Genomic DNA, 17,553 nt, shown 5'->3' with positions numbered 1-17,553 from the left:
GGAGTTGACGCCATCAAAACAGGTGGCGTGGGGTCTGGCCCGTGAAAATGACCGTCATGACCGGGCGGAAAGCAGAGATGTGGCAGGGTTGCACCATATTCGGGCAGCCCGGGCGGCAGGAGAATTCGGCAGTGGTTTCGGGCCCTTGCATCCCTTGCGGGAGCGGGCCTGCGCGGTGCGCGCCGGGGTTGCGGCAGGCGGTGCGCCGGGTGTTGGGGTGCGTGATCGACGTGACGTCGTGCTGGACCCCGCAGCCGGGACCGGCAGGGTGGAGGGGGGAGCAGATACCCTTCGGGGGGAGGAGAGAGCGATGGACCTGATGCCGTTTGGCCAGGAGATCCTGGCGGCGCAGCCATTTTCGCAGCTGGTGGGCGTGGAGATCACGCGCTTTGAGCCGGGGGGCTGTGAACTGGTGCTTGAGATCGCGCCGCATCACATGCAGCACAACGGCTTCGTGCATGGTGGCGTCAGCGCGACGCTGGCGGACATGGCGCTGACCTTTGCGGGGGGATCTGTCCTGCAGGAGGTGCTGACGATGGAATGGAAGATCAACTTCCTGCGCCCGGCGCAGGGTCGGCGGCTGCTGGCCCGGGGCGAGGTGCTGTCGCACGGGGCCAGCCAGGCGGTGTGCCGCTGCGATATCTTCTGCGAGCAACCCGACGGGACCGAAAAGGCCGTGGCCGCCGCCCAAGGCACGATCGCCCGCAGGCCCGCGCCCCGCAAGCCCGACTGATCAGGGGCCGTCAGTCCAGGGTGATGTCGACGTCCTCTGACGCGAGGTTATCGAATTCCTGCAGCATCAGCGCCTGGGCCCGGGTCTGAAGTTCTGTCGTGGCCTCGCGCACGTCGCGCATCGCCTGTTCGACGGCGGCGCGGTCATAGGGGCGGGCGGCGGCGGCTTCGAACATGCGGCGGCGTGCCTGGCCCAGTTCATCCAGCCCGGCGCGGAAGTCCTCCTTCCGGTCGCTCATCGACAGCAGGACGCCGGCGGTGACATCCTGTGAAAACGCGCGGAACCCTTCGGTTTCGCCGTTGAAGCTGGCGCGCAGGTCGTTGAGGCGCCAGGCCACGCCGATGGCCACGGCGTTCAGCATCAGGGAGAGGGCCAGGACGGCCCAGAGGACAAGCGGGAAGCGGCGACGCAGGGACATTTTCTTCTCCTTACCGACCGGGCCGGGCGAGCAGGCGCAGCGTCGGGTCGAGGCCAAGCGGGTCGCCGCTGGCCAGGGCGATGATGGTGCGGTCCATGGCGTCGCCTCCGGCGGGCCATTTGGCGATGGCCACCGGGGTGGCAAGCAGCAGCGCGGCGAAGCTGGCGGCGATCAGACCCGGGGTGGGAACGGCGATGTGAAGCCCGGCGCGCAGGCGTTTGCCTCGCCATGCGGGGCGGCCCGCACCGGGGCGTCGCGCCTCGGCCTGTTTCGCCTGGCGCAGGATGCGGGCGGTGGTGAATTCGGGTGCGGTGTCGCGCAGGTCCTCGTGGATGGCCCGATCGAGGAGCAGGTCGAAACCGTCTTCCGGTTTTCCGTCTGGCTTGGTCATGGTCGTCTCCTCAGTCAGTTTCGTCGAGCGCGGCACGCAGCGTGCGCCGGGCCCGGACGAGCAGTTGTTCCACCGCGCCGGGGCTTGTTTGCATAGAAGTCGCGATCTCCGCTGTCGAGAGACCGCCGGCGGCGCTGAGCAGCAGCGCCATGCGCTGCCGCTGCGGCAGGGCGGCGATGCGGGTGCGCACGCGGTCCAGATCCTGCCGGGCGGCATACTGGCGATCCTGCCCGGGCTGGTCGGCTGCCGGTTCGGGATCGTCGGGGCCGAAGCCCAGGAAGAAGCCCAGCCTCTGCCGCCGGTAGCGGTCGGTGCACAGGTTGGTGGCGATCCGGAAGATCCAGGATTTCGCCTGCCCCCGGTCGGGGTCGAAGGAGGACGCGCGGGTCCAGACCTTCAGGAATGTTTCCTGGACGATATCCTCGGCCAGGGCCATGTCGGACAGGTAGCGCGCGGCCACGGCCCGTACTGCCCGCCCGTGTCGGGCGATCAGCAGGGTCAGGGCGGCTTCCTCCCCGGCGCTGATGCGCGCAAGCAGCATCGCGTCCTCGGGGGCATCCTCTGGCAGGGGGGCCTGCTGCGAGATCACCTGTGGCTCCGTTTCGTCTCATTGCCTGTCATCTTTACATCAATCCGCGGCCCCGGGGGCGGGACAAATCCCCCGGGACCCGGTGCGGGCCGTCGTTGGCCCCGGGGTTACGGGTTCACGCTGCGGGTGGTCGTGGTGGTGGCGCCGCCGTAGCCCTGCCGGGTGACGGTGGTGCCATCGGAGGAGGTCACCCGGTTGCGCGACTTGGTGGCGCTGTCGCCGTACTGGTTGGTGGCGGTGGTGGTCTTGTCGCATTCGGCCGCCTGGCCTTCGATGCGCACGCAGTTGCGTTCGGAGGTGATCGAGGCGCCGTTGCCGAAGGTGGTGGTGCGGCTGCTGTCGGCCTGGGCCCCGGCGGCGGCGAGGATCATCAGGGTGGTGAGGGTTGCGATACGTTTCATGTCAAAGTCCTTTCGAGGGAGGGGCGGGCGCTTTCGGGACGAAGGGCGCCGCCTGTCAGGGTCATCGAGGGGGCTGCTGCCTCTGGGGGGAGTGCCCTGCAGAAATCTGTCGGGGGTCAGTTCTGCAGGGCCTGGCGCATGGCCGTGATCTCGGCCTGCGACAGGAGGTTGTCGCCGTTGGTATCTGCGGCGGCGAACATGGGGGAATAGGTGGTGAATTCGGTCTGGGACAGGGCGCCGTCGTTGTTGGTGTCGGCCTCGGTGAAGGCGGCGCCGTTCATCGAGCGTTCGAACATGCGGCGCATGCGGTCGGCCTCTGCCTGGGTGATGTAGCCGTCACCGTTGCCGTCGAGGCGGGAGAAGACGCCGACCTTGCGGGCCGCGATCTCGTCCCGGCTGACCATGCCGTCGCCGTTGGTGTCGGCCTGGGCAATCGCCTGGGCCTGGCGGGCGCCGTTCTGCGCCAGCGCCGGGGTGGCGGCCAGCGCCAGAAGCGCGAGGGGAAGAAGAAGCTGTCGGTTCATCGTTGGGCTCCGTTCGTTGCTTTCACCCTGCACTACGGCGCCAGGGGGAAAGGCCTACGCGGGCCCGGCGGGAAATTTGGCCTTTCCGCAAAAAAATACCCGGCGGGTGAGGCCGGGTATTTTCGGGGCGTGTGGGTGGCGTGGCGTCAGCGGCCGCGGATCCGGGGATCGAGCGCGTCGCGCAGCCCGTCGCCCAGGTAGTTGACCGACAGCACCGTGAGAGAGATGGCGATGCCGGGCATGACCACCCGTTCGGGGTTCTGCTGCATGTAGTCCACCGCGTCGAAGAGCAGCCGGCCCCAGGTGGGGAAGTCCGGCGGGAAGCCGAGGCCCAGGAAGGACAGCGCCGACTCGGTGATGATCGCATTGGCGATGCCGAGGGTGGCCGACACCACGATGGGGGAGATCACGTTGGGCAGGATGTGCCGGGCGATCATCATCGCGTTGGTGGTCCCGATGGAGCGCGCCGCCAGGACGAATTCCCGTTCCTTGAGGGCCAGCACGTCGCCGCGCACGATCCGGGCCGTGGGCATCCAGGAGGTCACGCCGATGGCGGTGACCATGAGGATGAAGATGCCCGTCTCGATCCCGAAGGCCTTGGCCAGCGGTTCGCGGAAGAGCAGCACCATGACCAGCAGAAGCGGCAGCAGGGGCAGGGCCAGAAAGAGGTCCGTCAGGCGCATCAGCACGTTGTCGAGCCGCCGGAAGTAGCCCGAGAGCACGCCGATCAGCGTCCCCAGCACCAGCGCCAGCAGCATCGCCGTGACGCCCACGGCCAGGGAGACCTGGCCGCCTTCGATCATCCGGGCCAGCATGTCGCGGCCCAGCTGGTCGGTGCCGAAGGGATGGGCCAGCGTCGGGCCCACGTTGCGCGCACGGAAGTCGATCGCGGCCGGATCCAGCGGCCAGAGCCAGGGCCCGGCGAAGACCCCGAAGAGGATCAGCACGAAGACGATCCCGCCGGCCATGGCGCCCTTGTGGTGGCGGAACTGGACCCAGACCTCTTTCCACTGGGACCGCGGCGGGGCGGAGGGCATGGGCCCGGCGAGCACGCCGCCGGCCTGGGTTGCGCCCCCGGTCGTGGGGGTGATGTCGTCGAGTTCGTCAGTCATAGCGGATCCGCGGGTCGAGGATGCCGTAGAGGACGTCGGCGACGAGGTTGAACACCACGATCAGCACGGCAAAGATGAAGGTCAGGGTCTGGACCATGGGCAGGTCGTTGGCTTCGATGGCGCCGATGAGCAGGTGGCCGAGGCCGTTCACCTTGAAGACCTGTTCGGTGATGATGGCGCCGCCGAAGACCTGCGGCACGCCGAGCGCGATGACGGTCACGACGGGGATCAGCGAGTTCCGCAGCACGTGGACCAGCACGACGACCCGTTCCCCCAGGCCCTTGGCGCGCGCGGTGCGCACGTAGTCCTGGTTGAGGTTGTCGAGCATCGAGGCCCGCATGAAGCGCGAGATCTGCGCGGCATTGTAGAGCGCCAGCACCATCACCGGCAGGAACATCTGGCGCACCTGGAAGCCCAGGGCGGCCCAGCTGTCGACCTCATGCGTCGTGTCGTAGATCGACGGGAACCAGAAGAAGCTTTCCCGCGGCATGTTGACCGAGAAGATCACGATCAGCAGAACGCCGGTGAAGAAGGTGGGCACGGAGTAGCCCACCATCGAGATGAACGTCCCGGCCTGGTCGAAGACGGAATACTGCTTGTAGGCGGAGTAGATGCCGATCGGCAGGGCGATCAGGATGCCGACCACGTAGGAGGTGCCCACGACCCAGAGGGTCTGCGGCAGGCGCTGCACAACGATGTCCATCACCGGCGAACGGGTCTGCCAGGAGATGACGCGCAGCTTGCCGTCGGCCAGGTGGGTGCCGAAGATGTTGTCGATCAGGACCTGGGGTTCGATCCAGAAGAACTGGACCAGCCATTTCCAGAACTGGATGTGGATGGGTTCGCCCAGGCCGAGGGCTTCGCGCATCTTCTGCTTCACTTCGGGCGGCACCGTCAGCGGCACGTTGGCCATCGGATCGCCCGGGGCGAGCTGCAGCAGGCCGAAGATGACGATGGCGCTGGCAAGCAGGGTGGGGACGGCGATCAGCAGCCGTCGGAGGGTGAAATTGAGCATGGAGGATCCCGGCGTCTTGGCGCTGTCCCCGAAAGGCGGACCGCAAGGACGGTTCGGGCGTTCCCGGCCCGAAGGATCTTGCAGCGGTCAGACAGACAAGGTCAGGCGGGGGAGTGGGGAGCCGGGCACGGAACCCGGCCCCCCGTTGCAAGGATCAGTCCTTGATGCGGTACCAGTCGGCCACGTTCCACAGCTCGGAGTCCCAGGTGTTCAGGACCACGCCGCCGAGCGTGTTGGAATGGGCGGAGACACGGCCACGGTCAACCAGCGGAACGATGGTGTAGCTGTCCTTGGTCAGCATCTCGTTCAGGCGGATCGCGATCTCGCCGCGCTTGTCCAGTTCGCCGGTCGCTGCCAGCTCGTCGAGCAGGGCATCGTATTCCGGATCGCAGAAGCGGTTGATGTTCTCACCCTGCCACTGGGAGGACGGCTTCGGCTCGTTGCCGCAGCGGTACATGGACAGGTAGGCCTGCGGATCGGTGCCGTCGAAGTTGTTGGCGTACATTTCGACGTCGGCATAGAACTTCTGGAAGGTGTCGGGGGAGCCCGCGTCACCACCGAAGAAGACGGAGCCGGAGACGTTGCGCAGCTCGGTTTCCACGCCGATCATGCCCCACCATGCCTTGATGGCATCCTGGAAGTTCTGGCGCACGGCGTTGGTCGAGGTCTGGTAGAGCAGGGACAGCTTCATGCCGTCCTTGTCGCGGATGCCGTCGCCGTCGGTGTCGGTCCAGCCGGCCTCTTCCAGCAGGGCCTTGGCGCCTTCCAGGTCCTGGCCGATGCAGTCGGTGTTGGGCGAGGCGTAGAGATCGGGCGCGGGCACGAGGTTGCAGGTCGGGCGACCGGCCTGGCCGTAGCCGATTTCCACCAGGATCTCGCGGTCGATGGCCATGGAGAGGGCCTTGCGCACGCGTTCGTCCGACAGGATGGGGTGGGGCGCTTCGCGGGTGGCGCGGATGTCTGCCGGCAGGTCGGGGGACGGGTCGGTCAGGTTCATCTCGATCCGTTCGACCAGGGTGCCGAAGGCCGCCACGGTGGTGCCTTTGCCGCCCTTTTCCATCTCTGCGATGACTTCGGGGGCCAGCTGCAGGTTCCAAGCGTAGTCGAATTCGCCGGTTTCGAGAACCGCGCGACCGGCCGCTGCCGCATCGCCGCCACCCTTGAAGGTCACGGAGGCGAAGGCGGGCTTGGCGGGGTCACGGTAGTTCGGGTTGGCCGACATGGTGATCACGTCGTTCGGCTTGAACTCGTCCACCACGAAGGGGCCGGTGCCGATCGGGTTGAAGTTCTGCTCGGTGCAGGTCGAGGCGGCAGCGCCGAGGCAGCTTTCGAACTGGGCCTTCTGGATGATCGGGGACTGGCCGCCCATGAAGGGCAGGTAGGGGTTGGGCGTGGGCGCCTTGAAGGTCACCTTGACCGTCAGGTCATCCTCTGCCTCGACCGAGGAGACGGCATCGAACTTGGACAGCTGGGCGCAGCCGCCTTCGGGATGCATGCAGTACTCGGCGGTGAAGACCACGTCGGCGGAGGTGACGGGGGTGCCGTCGGACCACAGCAGGCCCTCTTTCAGCTTCCAGGTGATCGAGGTCAGATCCTCGGACACGCCGCCGTTTTCGACGGTGGGGATCTCTGCGGCGAGCCAGGGCACCAGGGCGCCGGTTTCGTCGAAACGACCCAGCGGTTCGATGATCATCGAGGAGCTCTCGATGTCCTTGGTGCCGCCGGAGAGGTAGGGGTTCAGGATCGACGGCGCCTGCCAGTAGATGATGTTGACTTGGCCGTCGGAGCCGCGCTCGGCAAAGGCTGCCGGGGCAATGGCCGACAGGGCGGCCGCTCCGAGAAGGACGGTTCTCAGATTCATTGGTATCTCCCAGTTGAGTGCCGGGCCTCTTTGGCCCGATCGTTGCCGCAGGCGAGACCCAGAGCGCCTGGCGAACCGCAAGGTCGCCAGGCGCCGATCCCACCCTTGGATGGGATTATCGAAGATCGGATTCGATCAAAAAGCAACCCTTGGATGTGAGCAAACGTGATCGGCCGCGAGGTGCCGTAGCGGCGGCACCGGTCGTGTTTGACTTTTTCGCGAGCGCCTCTGTAGCGTTCTGGGGACACTCCTGACCAAGGCGATCCCATGCTCGACACTCCCGGCTCCGAACACCCTATCGCGCGTATCGAAAACCTGCGTGTCTCCTTCGAAACAAAGGATGGGCCGGTGATCGGGGTCGAGGATGTCTCGTTCCAGATCAACCCGGGCGAGACCGTCTGCATCGTGGGCGAATCCGGCTCCGGCAAGTCTGTTTCCTCTCTCTCGCTGATGCGGCTGATCGAGTACGGCGGCGGAAAAATTGCGGGGGGGCGCCTAATTTTTGACCGGAAGGACGGAAAAGAGCTGGACCTGGCGAAGGCGGACCAGTCGCTGATGCGGACGATCCGGGGCAACGAGATCGGGATGATCTTCCAGGAGCCGATGACGGCGCTGAACCCGGTGTTCACCGTGGGGCGCCAGCTGGCCGAGGGGCTGATGCTGCACAAGGGCATGAAGAAGTCCGAGGCGATGGCGAAGGCGGTGGATCTGCTGCGCGAGGTGCGCATCCCGGAGCCGGAGCGGCGCCTGAAACAGTACCCGCACGAGCTTTCCGGTGGCATGCGTCAACGGGTGGTGATCGCCATGGCCCTGGCCTGCGAGCCGCGCCTTCTGATCGCGGATGAACCCACGACCGCGCTGGACGTGACCATCCAGGCAGAGATCCTGGCGCTGATGGACCGGCTGAAGCGGGAAACCGGCACGGCGGTGATGTTCATCACCCACGACATGGCCGTGGTGGCGCAGATGGCCGACCGCGTTGTGGTCATGTTCCGGGGCAACAAGGTGGAAGAGGGCCCGGTCGCGGAGATCTTCAACGCGCCCAAGCACGATTACACCAAGGCCCTGCTGGCTGCCGTGCCGAAGCTGGGTGAGATGACGGGCAAGCCGCTGCCGGAGCCGATGAAGCTGTTCGGGGTCGAGGGGCAGAAGATCGAGCCGATCCCGGGCAAGGACGAGGTGCTGCTGTCGGTGAAGAACCTGACGACGCGCTTTGCCGTGAAAGGCGGCATCATGCGCAAGACGGTGGCCAATGTGCACGCGGTGGAGGACGTCAGTTTCGACATCAAGCGCGGTCAGACCCTGAGCCTGGTGGGCGAATCGGGCTGCGGCAAGTCGACCACCGGCCGGTCCGTCCTGCGCCTGGTGGAGCCGCAGTCGGGCCAGATCGAGCTGGATCATACCGACATCATGGCGCTGAACGATCGCGATCTGCGGAAGGCGCGCCTGGACATGCAGATGATCTTTCAGGATCCCTTCGCCTCTCTGAACCCGCAGATGCAGCTGTCGGACCAGGTGGCGGAGCCGATGAAGAACTTCGGCACGCTGAAGGGCAAGGCCATGCAGGAGCGGGTCGAGATGCTGTTCGACCGGGTCGAGCTGCCGCGCAGTTTCATGCGGCGTTTCCCGCACGAGCTGTCGGGCGGGCAGCGCCAGCGCGTCGCCATTGCCCGTGCCCTGGCGCTGAACCCCAAGCTGATCGTCGCGGATGAGGCCGTTTCGGCGCTGGACGTGTCGGTGCAGGCGCAGGTGGTGAACCTGATGATGGAACTTCAGGCCGAGCTTGGCCTGTCCTTCCTGTTCATCAGCCATGACATGGCGGTGGTCGAACGGGTCAGCCACCGGGTGGGTGTCATGTACCTTGGCCGGATCGTGGAGATCGGCAGCCGGCAGGCCGTCTTCGAGAACCCGCAGCACGCCTACACCAAGGCGCTGATGAAGGCCGTGCCGATCGCCGATCCGCTGCAGCGCAAGTCGGAGCGGGAGCTGAACTTCAAGCCGATCCCGTCGCCGATCCACGATCTGGACTACGTGGCCGAACCTTCGGTCTACAGCCAGGTCGGTAAGGATCATTTCGTCCTGACCACCGACAGCGGGTACTGAGACCTGCCGCCGCGACCGGCGGGCCGGTGCCCGCCGTCACTTGACCCAGACACAGCCGCGCGGCTTGCCCCGTGTGCCAGGAAAGACCAGACGATGACGTCCCGCCTGTCTCCCCGCGAGATCCAGGAGAAACTGATCTCCTTCCCCACGGTCAGCCGTGATAGCAACCTTCCCCTTATCGACTGGGTGCAGACCTACCTGGAGGCACATGGCGCGACCTGTGTGCGCCACCTGCACCCCAGCGAGCCGAAGGCCGGGCTCTGGGCCTTCGTGGGGCCCGCCGAAGAGGGCGGGATCGTGCTTTCGGGCCATACGGACGTGGTGCCGGTGGATGGCCAGGACTGGTCGAGCGATCCCTTCACCGTGGAGGAGCGCGAGGGCAGGATGTACGGGCGCGGCTGCGCTGACATGAAGACCTTCGACGCGCTGGCGGTCTGGGCCCTGGCGGAGGCTTCGTCTCGGCGGCTGTCCAAACCGCTGCACCTTGCCTTCACCTATGACGAGGAAATCGGCCTGCTGGGCGCCGACCCGCTGCTGCAGGATTGCCTGCCCCAGGTGCCCATGCCCGCCGTGGCGATCATCGGGGAGCCGACCGAGATGCAGGTGGTGTCGGGCCACAAGGCCGGCCTTGCCATCCGCACCGAGGTCACGGGCGTGGAGGTGCACAGCTCCATCGCCTATACCGGCGTATCCGCCGTGATGGAGGCGGCAAAGCTGGTCGACTGGGGCAACCGGGTGAACGCAGAGAACGCCGCGAAGACGCCCGAGGGCACCGATGCGATGTTCGATCCGCCCTGGACCAATGCCCATGTGGGCCTGATTTCCGGCGGGACGGCGCATAACATCACCGCGGGGTACTGCGAGTTCGTGATGTCCTTCCGCTGCATTCCCGGCGAGGAGCCGGAGGATTACGCCGAGGCCTACACCCAGGAGGTCCGCAAGCTGGAGGCGGAGATGCAGGCGGTGCATCCCGATGCCTCGATCAAGCTGACGCGGCTTTTCAATTCGAAGGGGCTGACGCCCGAAGAGGATGGCGCCGCCGACCGGCTGGTGCGCGGGCTGACCGGGGACAACGGATCCCACGTGGTCAGCTACGGTACCGAGGCGGGGTATTTCCAGGCGGAAGGCATTTCCGCCGTGGTCTGCGGCCCGGGCAACATCGAACAGGCGCACAAGCCCGATGAATTCATCACGGTGGAGCAGTTCGAGAAGGGTCTCGACTTCATGCGCCGCCTGATCACGATGATGGAGGCCTGAGATGCCGGTGCGCAACCGCATTGCGGAGATGGCGGAGGAGGTGGGCGGCTGGCGCCGTCACCTGCACGCCCATCCGGAGCTGCGTTTCGAGGAACATGAGACGGCGAAATTCGTGGCAGAGCGCATGCGCGAGGCCGGCTGTGACGAGGTGGTCGAGGGCGTCGGGCAGACCGGTGTGGTCGCGGTGATCCGCGGCCGGGCACCGGGGGGCGCCGTGGCCTTCCGCGCCGACATGGACGCCCTGCCGATCGAGGAGGCGACGGGGCTGCCCCATGCCTCCACCGTGGCGGGCAAGATGCATGCCTGCGGTCACGACGGCCATACCTCTATGTTGCTGGGGGCGGCGAAGTACCTGGCTGAGACGCGGAATTTCGCGGGCACCTTCGTCTGCATCTTCCAGCCGGCGGAAGAGGGCGGCGGCGGCGCAAGGGCGATGATCGAGGACGGGCTGATCGAACGGTTCGGCATCGACGAGGTCTATGGCATGCACAACTGGCCCGGGCTGGAGCCCGGCGCCTTCACCATGCGCGCGGGGCCGCAGTTTGCCGCGCCGGAGCGGTTCGACGTGGTGCTGACCGGGAAGGGCGGCCATGCGGCCATGCCCAACCTCAACATCGACACGACGCTGGCGGGCGCCCATGTGGTGACCGCGCTGCAGAGCATCGTCAGCCGCAACGTCGACCCGGTGCAGAATGCCGTGGTGTCGATCTGCGGCTTCCGGACGGAGACCAACACCTACAACGTCATCCCCGAGGTGGTACATCTGAAGGGCACCTACCGGGTGCATGACGACGCGGTGCAGGAGCAGGTCCGCGCGCGGATCGAGCAGGTCACGACGGCCACTGCCGCAGCATTCGGCGTGGAGGCCGAGGTGACCTTCCTGCCCGGGCCGCCGGTGCTGATCAATCATGCCGAGCAGGTGGGCTATGCCGCCACCGCCGGTGACGCGGTTTCTGCTGCGACCACGGATTTCCCGCCGGTCATGGGCGCGGATGACTTCGCCGAGATGCTGCGCCGCAGGCCCGGCGCCTATGTCCTGATCGGCAACGGAGAGAGCGCGGGCCTTCACCACCCCGAATATGAATTCAACGATGCCATCATTCCCTATGGTATGAGCTTCATCGCGGAGCTGGCCGAAAGCCGCCTGCCGATGCCCCGCTGACCGTCGATCCCGCACCAGACATAGCCCGAGACTTCAAGGAGCCCCGATATGCCCGTCAAGAACCGCCTCGCAGAGCTGCAGGACGAAATCACCGCCTGGCGCCGTGACCTGCACGAGAACCCCGAGATCCTTTATGAAACCCACCGGACCTCTGCCGTGGTGGCCGAAAAGCTGAAGGCATTCGGCTGTGACGAGATTGCCACCGGTCTGGGTCGCACCGGCGTCGTCGGCGTGATCAAGGGCCGTGCCAATGGCTCGGGCAAGGTGATCGGCCTGCGTGCCGACATGGATGCCTTGCCGATCGAGGAGGCGACGGGGCTGGACTATGCGTCGAAGACACCGGGCGCCATGCATGCCTGCGGCCATGACGGCCATACCGCCATGCTTCTGGGCGCGGCCAAGTACCTGGCCGAAACCCGCAACTTCGACGGTACCGTGGTGGTGATCTTCCAGCCGGCCGAAGAGGGCGGCGCCGGCGCGCTGGAGATGTGCCAGGACGGGCTGATGGAGAAATACGGCATCGACGAGGTCTACGGCATGCACAACTGGCCCAAGATCCCGGTCGGGCAGTTCGCCATCCGCTCCGGCCCGTTCTTTGCCGCCACCGACCAGTTCGAGGTCAAGGTGGTGGGCCGGGGCGGTCACGCCGCCAAGCCGCATCAGACCGTCGACCCGATTGTCGCATCCTCGCACGTGGTGGGGGCCATCCAGTCCATCGTCAGCCGTAACGCGGACCCGGTGCACCAGATGGTGATTTCCGTGACCTCGATCGAAAGCTCCTCCAAGGCCTTCAACGTGATCCCGGCCCATGTCACGATCCGCGGCACGATCCGGACCATGACCAGGGAAATGCGCGAGCTGGCGGAAGAGCGGTTCAAGGCCGTGGTCGCACAGGCCGCAGCCGCCTTTGACACTACGGCGGAGATCGACTGGTTCCCGGGCTATCCGGCGATGGTCAACTCCGAGGAGCAGACCGAGTTCGCGGCGGAGGTGGCCAAGTCCGTTTCCGGCGATTGCGCCTATGCGCCGATCACCCTGGGCGGCGAGGATTTCGCCTACATGCTGGAAGAGCGCCCGGGCGCCTACATCCTGGTGGGCAACGGCGACAGCGCCGACGTGCACAACCCGGAATACAACTTCAACGATGATGCGATCCCCGCGGGCTGCTCCTGGTGGGCGGAGATCGTGGAGAAGCGGATGCCGGTCGAGGCGTGATCGGTTACGTTTAGGTTGCTTGAGAGGGCGTCGCCGCAGGGCGGCGCCCTTTTTGATGGTCAGAGGGGGCGGGATGTCGGAAGAGGTGAGGCTGGCGCGCTACCCGGGGCTGGATCCCCGGATCAGCGTGCTGCGCGCAGGGGACGAGGTGGATGCGGTCTTTGTCCGGACCGCGCGGTTCGGGGTGCTGGTGGATACGCTGTCGACGCCCGGGATGTGCGCCCGGGCGCTGGACCTGCTGGCGGATCAACTGCGGGACCTGCCCCTGCTGGTGGTAAATTCGCACATGGACTGGGATCATTTCTGGGGCAATGCGGCGGTGGCAGGGGCACCGATCATTGCCCATGAGACGGCGCTGAAGCGCCTTGCCGGGGGTGAGCCCGCGCGGGTGCTGTCGGAGATGGCGGCGAAGGAGGCGCGCTTTGCCGGGGTGAGGATCATCGAACCCACGATCACCTTTGCCGGACCCCGGATGGCGCTGCACGGCGGCGACCTGACGCTGGAGCTGTTGCACACCCCCGGCCATACTCCCGACCATGTTTCGGTCTGGATCCCAGAGCTCGCGACCTGCCTGGCCGTGGATGCGGTGGAAGATCCCATTCCCGAGGTCTGGAGCGCCGCACCGGGAGACCTGGACCTGCTTCTGCGGTCGCTGGAACGGATCCGGGATCTGGGGGCGCGGCAGGTGGTGCTGGCCCATGGGCAGAGCGCAGACCCGGCGGTGGTCGACAGAAACCTGGCCTATTTCCGCGCGCTGGTCGTCGCTGTGGCGGGGGCCGAGGGCGAGGTGAGCGACCGTCGGGCGGGCTTTATGGCCGAGGATTTCCTGGACTGGCCCACGACGATGCCGGAGCCGGTGCGAGATTTCTACCGCGGGTTTCACCGGTCCAACCTGGCGGCGGTGGTGGCCGCGCGGGATGCGGGCGTGGCGCTGTTCTAGATCTCGTAGAGTTCCAGCGGCAGGCCGTCGGGATCGGCGAAGAAGGTGAAGCGGGCGCCGGTGCCTTCGTCGATGCGGATCGGTTCGACGGCAACGCCCTTCGCCGTCAGCTCCGCCACCGTCTTGTCCAGATCGTCGACCGCGAAGCAGAGGTGTCGCAGGCCCTGTGCCTCTGGCCGGGTCGGGCGCGTGGGGGCGTCGGGGAAGGAGAAAAGCTCGATCTGGCCGCCGCCGGGCAGGGCGAGGTCGAGCTTCCAGCTGTCGCGTTCCTTGCGGTAGGTCTCGGCCACGACCGAGAGGCCCAGCACTTCGGTGTAGAAGGCCTTCGACCGGGCGTAATCCCCGGCGATGATCGCGACGTGATGGAAGCGTTTCAGCATGGCCCCCCCTTGGTCAGTCTTCGGCCAGCATCTCTCGGTAGATGCCGACCAGGGTGGCGGCTTCCTGTTCGATCAGGCAGCTTTCCAGCACATGCGCCCGGGCGGCAGCGCCCCAGGCGGTGCGGGTCGCGTCATCGTCCAGGAGGGCGGCGGTGGCTGCGGTCAGGGCGTCCAGATCCTCCACCGGGACGATGGTGCCGGCGGTGCCGTCGGGGATGAAGTCCTGGAAGGCGCCGGCGGTGGTGGCGACGACGGGCACGCCGCAGGCCATCGCCTCCATCGGGGTCAGGCCGAAGCCTTCCCAGCGTTGCGGCGCGATGTAGAGGTCGAGCGCCTTGAACCAGCGGGAGATGTCCCAGTGCGGATCCTCGGGCAGGAAGATCACCTGGTCGGAAAGACCGGCCTCGGCCACCTCCCGCTTGAGCCCGGCGAGGAAATCGCGGTTCTTGTCGGTGACGCCGCCCATCATCACGGCGGTGACGTTCGGGCGCGAGGGCAGCAGGCGCAGCATGGACCGGATGAAGAGGTCATTGCCCTTCTGGTAACGGATCCGGCCGAAGCAGCCGACCAGCAGTTGCCCGGCGGGCAGGCCCAGTTCGGCGCGCAGGGCGGTCTTGTCGGCGGCGGGTTCGAAGAGGCTGGCGTCGATGCCGTGGTGGATCACGGTGGCAGGCACTTCGAGGAAGGAGGCGGAGCGGGCGGAGGTCGCCACGACCCGGTCCATCTGGCGGATCATCCACTTGGTGAAACCCTTGTGGTCGCGTTGCGCGGCGGAAGTGAAGAGCAGTTTCAGTCGCTTGCCCATCAGCCGCTTCAGGGCGATGCCCGCCAGCATCTCGTTGTTGCGGCGCGCGTGCCAGACCCGGGTGCGGTTGCGCGGTAGGGTCGGCAGGGCAGAGACGGGGATCTGCGGCAGGGCGTCGGGGATGGTCGGGCCGCAGGTGGCGATGGCGATATCGCGGGCCTGCAGCGGGACCAGCCGGTAAACGGTGGAGGTGACGCCGGACATGCGCTTCTTGAAGTTCGGCGCGATGACCTCGATCTCGGAAATGTCGGGGGTCGTCATGGCGGTCTCTCCGGAGGGGCCCCTTGGTGTGCGGCCGGGTGGTGTTGCGCCGGGCTTACACGAGGGGGGCGGAGGCGGGAAGGGGGCCGAGCGCCTGCAGCAGTTCCTCTGCCACGGCGCCAAGGCCCGCGCGCTGATCCTCGCCCAGATGGCGCGCCCGCGCGGAAAGCTGGGCCAGGGCGGTGGCGTCCGTCAGCAGCCGGGTGACCTGCTGCGCCAGCGCCTCGGGCCCGGCGACCTGCAGGGCGGCGCCTGCGCCGTCGAAGGTGGCGTAGGTTTCGGTGAAATTGGCATAGAGGGGCCCGTGCAGCACGGGCGTGCCGAAGCAGGCGGGTTCATAGGGCGTATGCCCGCCCGCATCGCACAAGGAGCCGCCGAGGAAGGCGAAGGGGGCCAGAGCATACCACAGCCCCATCTCGCCCAGGGTGTCGGCCAGGTAGACCTCTGCCGCGTCGGGCGGATCCCCGGCGGAGCGTTGAGCGACGGAGAGGTCGCGGGCCCGGATCTCCGCCAGGATTTCACCGGCGCGCGTCGGGTGTCGCGGGATCAGCAGCAGGCGCAGGCCGGGGATCTGGGCACGGGCCGCGAGATGGGCCTCCAGAACCTGCGCCTCTTCGCCCGCATGGGTGGCGGCGGCGGCCCAGAAGGGGGCGGGGAAGGCGGCCTTCATGGCGGAGAGTTCCGCCGCGTCCACCGGCGGCGGCGTGATCATCGCCTTCAGGTTCGGCCCCTGGCCCACGCGCGCGGTATCGGCGCCCAGATCGTGCAGCGCATCCAGGGTTGCGCGATCCTGGGTGCGGATCAGGGCGAACTGATCCATCAGGAACAGGAAAGTCCGGTTGAAGCGCCGCCAGTTGCGCTGAGAGCTTTTGGAAAGGCGCGCGTTGATCAGGGCAAGTTTCATGCCGGTGGCGCGGGCGCGCACGATCATCTGCGGCCAGATCTCGCTTTCGACGAAGATCCCGGCATCGGGGTGCCAGTGGGCGAAGAAGCGTTTCAGGGCCGCGCCGCTGTCCAGCGGCGAAAACTGGTGCAGGCAGCGGTCGGGCAGCCGTCCGGCAAGCACCTTGGCCGCGCCTGCCGTGCCGGAGGTGATCAGCGCATGGGCCTGCGGTTGCCGCTGGAGCACCTCTTCCACGAGGCCGAGCGCGGAGACGCTTTCCCCCACGCTTGCGGCGTGAAACCAGAAGAGCGTGCCATCGGGCCGGGGCAGGGTGGCGTGGCCCAGGCGTTCCTGCCTGCGGGCGGCGGGCGTGCCTTCGGCCTGCAGCTTGGCAGAGACGCGGCGCCACATCAGCGGGGCGGTCAACGCCGCAACGGCGCAGTAGAAGCGATAGAAGGGCGTCGGCGCCCCGTGCCGGGCCGCCATCTAGCCGCCCGTGTGGCTCATGTGGCGGGACATCTGTCCGCCTGCCTGCTTCCGGGAATAGTCGAAATCGTGGCCCTTGGGCTTTCGCGCGATGGCATCGCGGATCGCCTGGTCGAGCAGGGCATCCTCGGCCGAGGCGCGCAGGGGCGTGCGCAGGTCGGCCATGTCTTCCTGGCCCAGGCACATGAAAAGCTCCCCCGTGCAGGTCATGCGGACCCGGTTGCAGCTTTCGCAGAAATTGTGGCTGAGCGGGGTGATGAAGCCGATCTTCTGGCCGGTCTCGTTCACCCGGACGTAGCGGGCCGGCCCGCCCGAGCTTTCGGTCAGGTCGGTCAGCGTATACTGTTTTTCGAGCCGGGCGCGGACGTCGCGGATCGACCAGTACTGGCCGATGCGGTCCATTTCGCCCATGTCACCCATGGGCATGACCTCGATCCAGGTGAGGTCCATGCCCCGTTCGGCGCAGAATTCGGCGAGGGAGAAGAGCTCTTCCTCGTTGAAACCGCGCAGGGCGACCGCGTTCAGCTTGACCTTCAGACCGGCCGCCTGGGCCGCATCGAGGCCGCGCATGACCTGGGGCAGGCGGCCCCAGCGGGTGACGCGGGCGAATTTCTCCTCGTCCAGGGTGTCGAGCGAGACATTCACGCGGCGCACCCCGGCGGCGGCCAGATCGGCGGCGAAACGTGCCAGCTGCGAGCCGTTGGTCGTCAGCGTCAGTTCCTTCAGGGCGCCGCTGTCCAGGTGGCGGGACATGGCGCGGAAGAATGTCATGATGTCGCGCCGCACGAGGGGTTCGCCCCCGGTGATGCGCAGCTTTTCGACGCCCATGCGGATGAAGGCGGAACACATCCGGTCGAGCTCTTCCAGCGTCAGCAGTTCCTTCTTGGGCAGGAAGGTCATGTTTTCCGCCATGCAGTAGACGCAGCGGAAATCGCACCGGTCGGTGACCGAGACGCGCAGGTAGGAAATGGCCCGCTGGAAGGGATCGACGAGGGGTCTTTGCATGGGCAGAACCTA

General features: G+C 67.0%; 18 protein-coding genes. 6 read left to right on the top strand and 12 right to left on the bottom strand.

Annotated elements, in window-relative coordinates; translation table 11 throughout:
- Positions 1-310: 310 nt before the first annotated feature.
- A complete protein-coding gene (locus AC2IR1_RS15745; protein ID WP_486472919.1) occupies positions 311-733 on the top strand; it encodes a PaaI family thioesterase in 423 nt (140 codons plus the stop codon).
- 10 nt (positions 734-743) lie between these two features.
- Here AC2IR1_RS15745 and AC2IR1_RS15740 read toward each other — a convergent pair whose 3' ends face one another.
- The 8 genes from AC2IR1_RS15740 to AC2IR1_RS15705 all read right to left on the bottom strand — a co-directional run bounded on the left by AC2IR1_RS15740 (position 744) and on the right by AC2IR1_RS15705 (position 7,044).
- Positions 744-1,151, bottom strand: a complete 408-nt coding sequence (locus tag AC2IR1_RS15740) for a hypothetical protein (RefSeq protein WP_486472918.1) — start codon at positions 1,149-1,151, stop codon at positions 744-746.
- 10 nt (positions 1,152-1,161) lie between these two features.
- Positions 1,162-1,542 (bottom strand): hypothetical protein, encoded by a 381-nt coding sequence (locus AC2IR1_RS15735; RefSeq protein WP_486472917.1) that lies wholly within the window; start codon positions 1,540-1,542, stop codon positions 1,162-1,164.
- A 10-nt stretch (positions 1,543-1,552) separates the two neighbouring features.
- Positions 1,553-2,131 carry an RNA polymerase sigma factor gene (locus AC2IR1_RS15730; RefSeq protein WP_486472916.1) on the bottom strand — a complete coding sequence of 193 codons (579 nt, stop codon included), beginning with the start codon at positions 2,129-2,131 and terminating at the stop codon, positions 1,553-1,555.
- A 107-nt stretch (positions 2,132-2,238) separates the two neighbouring features.
- Complete coding sequence (locus AC2IR1_RS15725; protein WP_486472915.1) at positions 2,239-2,532, bottom strand: hypothetical protein; 294 nt, start codon at positions 2,530-2,532, stop codon at positions 2,239-2,241.
- Between the two features lie 116 nt (positions 2,533-2,648).
- Positions 2,649-3,056 (bottom strand): EF-hand domain-containing protein, encoded by a 408-nt coding sequence (locus AC2IR1_RS15720; protein WP_486472914.1) that lies wholly within the window; start codon positions 3,054-3,056, stop codon positions 2,649-2,651.
- Positions 3,057-3,202: 146 nt separating this feature from the next.
- Positions 3,203-4,168, bottom strand: a complete 966-nt coding sequence (locus AC2IR1_RS15715) for an ABC transporter permease (protein ID WP_486472913.1) — start codon at positions 4,166-4,168, stop codon at positions 3,203-3,205.
- Entirely contained in the window at positions 4,161-5,183 is a 1,023-nt protein-coding gene (locus tag AC2IR1_RS15710; RefSeq protein ID WP_486472912.1) for an ABC transporter permease, read from the bottom strand. Before AC2IR1_RS15710 ends, AC2IR1_RS15715 begins: the two co-directional genes overlap by 8 nt.
- A 154-nt stretch (positions 5,184-5,337) precedes the next feature.
- The gene (locus AC2IR1_RS15705) at positions 5,338-7,044 is read right to left on the bottom strand and encodes a peptide ABC transporter substrate-binding protein (RefSeq protein WP_486472911.1); all 1,707 of its coding nucleotides are present in this window, start codon (positions 7,042-7,044) and stop codon (positions 5,338-5,340) included.
- A 267-nt stretch (positions 7,045-7,311) separates the two neighbouring features.
- Between AC2IR1_RS15705 and AC2IR1_RS15700 the strand changes: the two genes are divergently transcribed.
- The 5 genes from AC2IR1_RS15700 to AC2IR1_RS15680 all read left to right on the top strand — a co-directional run bounded on the left by AC2IR1_RS15700 (position 7,312) and on the right by AC2IR1_RS15680 (position 13,721).
- The gene (locus AC2IR1_RS15700) at positions 7,312-9,147 is read left to right on the top strand and encodes an ABC transporter ATP-binding protein (protein WP_486472910.1); all 1,836 of its coding nucleotides are present in this window, start codon (positions 7,312-7,314) and stop codon (positions 9,145-9,147) included.
- A gap of 93 nt (positions 9,148-9,240) precedes the next feature.
- Positions 9,241-10,404: an acetylornithine deacetylase gene (gene argE, locus AC2IR1_RS15695; protein WP_486472909.1), complete on the top strand. Its 1,164-nt coding sequence runs from the start codon at positions 9,241-9,243 to the stop codon at positions 10,402-10,404.
- Between the two features lies 1 nt (position 10,405).
- Complete coding sequence (locus AC2IR1_RS15690) at positions 10,406-11,566, top strand: M20 aminoacylase family protein (RefSeq protein WP_486472908.1); 1,161 nt, start codon at positions 10,406-10,408, stop codon at positions 11,564-11,566.
- Between the two features lie 48 nt (positions 11,567-11,614).
- The gene (locus AC2IR1_RS15685; RefSeq protein WP_486472907.1) at positions 11,615-12,781 is read left to right on the top strand and encodes a M20 aminoacylase family protein; all 1,167 of its coding nucleotides are present in this window, start codon (positions 11,615-11,617) and stop codon (positions 12,779-12,781) included.
- Between the two features lie 73 nt (positions 12,782-12,854).
- Complete coding sequence (locus AC2IR1_RS15680) at positions 12,855-13,721, top strand: MBL fold metallo-hydrolase (RefSeq protein WP_486472906.1); 867 nt, start codon at positions 12,855-12,857, stop codon at positions 13,719-13,721.
- Here AC2IR1_RS15680 and gloA2 read toward each other — a convergent pair.
- The 4 genes from gloA2 to moaA are packed head-to-tail and all read right to left on the bottom strand — an operon-like array spanning position 13,718 to position 17,541.
- Positions 13,718-14,101 carry an SMU1112c/YaeR family gloxylase I-like metalloprotein gene (gene gloA2 / locus AC2IR1_RS15675; RefSeq protein WP_486472905.1) on the bottom strand — a complete coding sequence of 128 codons (384 nt, stop codon included), beginning with the start codon at positions 14,099-14,101 and terminating at the stop codon, positions 13,718-13,720. The genes AC2IR1_RS15680 and gloA2 overlap by 4 nt on opposite strands.
- 13 nt (positions 14,102-14,114) lie before the next feature.
- Positions 14,115-15,167 carry a glycosyltransferase family 4 protein gene (locus AC2IR1_RS15670; RefSeq protein ID WP_486472904.1) on the bottom strand — a complete coding sequence of 351 codons (1,053 nt, stop codon included), beginning with the start codon at positions 15,165-15,167 and terminating at the stop codon, positions 14,115-14,117.
- A 55-nt stretch (positions 15,168-15,222) separates the two neighbouring features.
- Positions 15,223-16,536, bottom strand: coding sequence for a 3-deoxy-D-manno-octulosonic acid transferase (locus tag AC2IR1_RS15665; RefSeq protein ID WP_486472903.1), 1,314 nt, complete (start codon positions 16,534-16,536; stop codon positions 15,223-15,225).
- On the bottom strand, positions 16,537-17,541 hold the full coding sequence (gene moaA, locus AC2IR1_RS15660; protein WP_486472902.1) for a GTP 3',8-cyclase MoaA: 1,005 nt from the start codon (positions 17,539-17,541) through the stop codon (positions 16,537-16,539).
- Positions 17,542-17,553 lie beyond the last annotated feature (12 nt).

The sequence above is a fragment of the Pseudooceanicola sp. NS-SX8 genome (assembly GCF_057380755.1).
Note: the sequence above shows the minus strand (reverse complement) of the source record. Positions and strands in the feature narration are given on the sequence as shown.

Bases quoted from the DNA above. Each gene is read 5' to 3' on its own strand.
- AC2IR1_RS15745 (WP_486472919.1), top strand. From the start codon at position 311: ATGGACCTGATGCCGTTTGGCCAGGAGATCCTGGCGGCGCAGCCATTT.
- AC2IR1_RS15740 (WP_486472918.1), bottom strand. From the start codon at position 1,151: ATGTCCCTGCGTCGCCGCTTCCCGCTTGTCCTCTGGGCCGTCCTGGCC.
- AC2IR1_RS15735 (WP_486472917.1), bottom strand. From the start codon at position 1,542: ATGACCAAGCCAGACGGAAAACCGGAAGACGGTTTCGACCTGCTCCTC.
- AC2IR1_RS15725 (WP_486472915.1), bottom strand. From the start codon at position 2,532: ATGAAACGTATCGCAACCCTCACCACCCTGATGATCCTCGCCGCCGCC.
- AC2IR1_RS15720 (WP_486472914.1), bottom strand. From the start codon at position 3,056: ATGAACCGACAGCTTCTTCTTCCCCTCGCGCTTCTGGCGCTGGCCGCC.
- AC2IR1_RS15715 (WP_486472913.1), bottom strand. From the start codon at position 4,168: ATGACTGACGAACTCGACGACATCACCCCCACGACCGGGGGCGCAACC.
- AC2IR1_RS15710 (WP_486472912.1), bottom strand. From the start codon at position 5,183: ATGCTCAATTTCACCCTCCGACGGCTGCTGATCGCCGTCCCCACCCTG.
- AC2IR1_RS15705 (WP_486472911.1), bottom strand. From the start codon at position 7,044: ATGAATCTGAGAACCGTCCTTCTCGGAGCGGCCGCCCTGTCGGCCATT.
- AC2IR1_RS15700 (WP_486472910.1), top strand. From the start codon at position 7,312: ATGCTCGACACTCCCGGCTCCGAACACCCTATCGCGCGTATCGAAAAC.
- argE (WP_486472909.1), top strand. From the start codon at position 9,241: ATGACGTCCCGCCTGTCTCCCCGCGAGATCCAGGAGAAACTGATCTCC.
- AC2IR1_RS15690 (WP_486472908.1), top strand. From the start codon at position 10,406: ATGCCGGTGCGCAACCGCATTGCGGAGATGGCGGAGGAGGTGGGCGGC.
- AC2IR1_RS15685 (WP_486472907.1), top strand. From the start codon at position 11,615: ATGCCCGTCAAGAACCGCCTCGCAGAGCTGCAGGACGAAATCACCGCC.
- AC2IR1_RS15680 (WP_486472906.1), top strand. From the start codon at position 12,855: ATGTCGGAAGAGGTGAGGCTGGCGCGCTACCCGGGGCTGGATCCCCGG.
- gloA2 (WP_486472905.1), bottom strand. From the start codon at position 14,101: ATGCTGAAACGCTTCCATCACGTCGCGATCATCGCCGGGGATTACGCC.
- AC2IR1_RS15670 (WP_486472904.1), bottom strand. From the start codon at position 15,167: ATGACGACCCCCGACATTTCCGAGATCGAGGTCATCGCGCCGAACTTC.
- AC2IR1_RS15665 (WP_486472903.1), bottom strand. From the start codon at position 16,536: ATGGCGGCCCGGCACGGGGCGCCGACGCCCTTCTATCGCTTCTACTGC.
- moaA (WP_486472902.1), bottom strand. From the start codon at position 17,541: ATGCAAAGACCCCTCGTCGATCCCTTCCAGCGGGCCATTTCCTACCTG.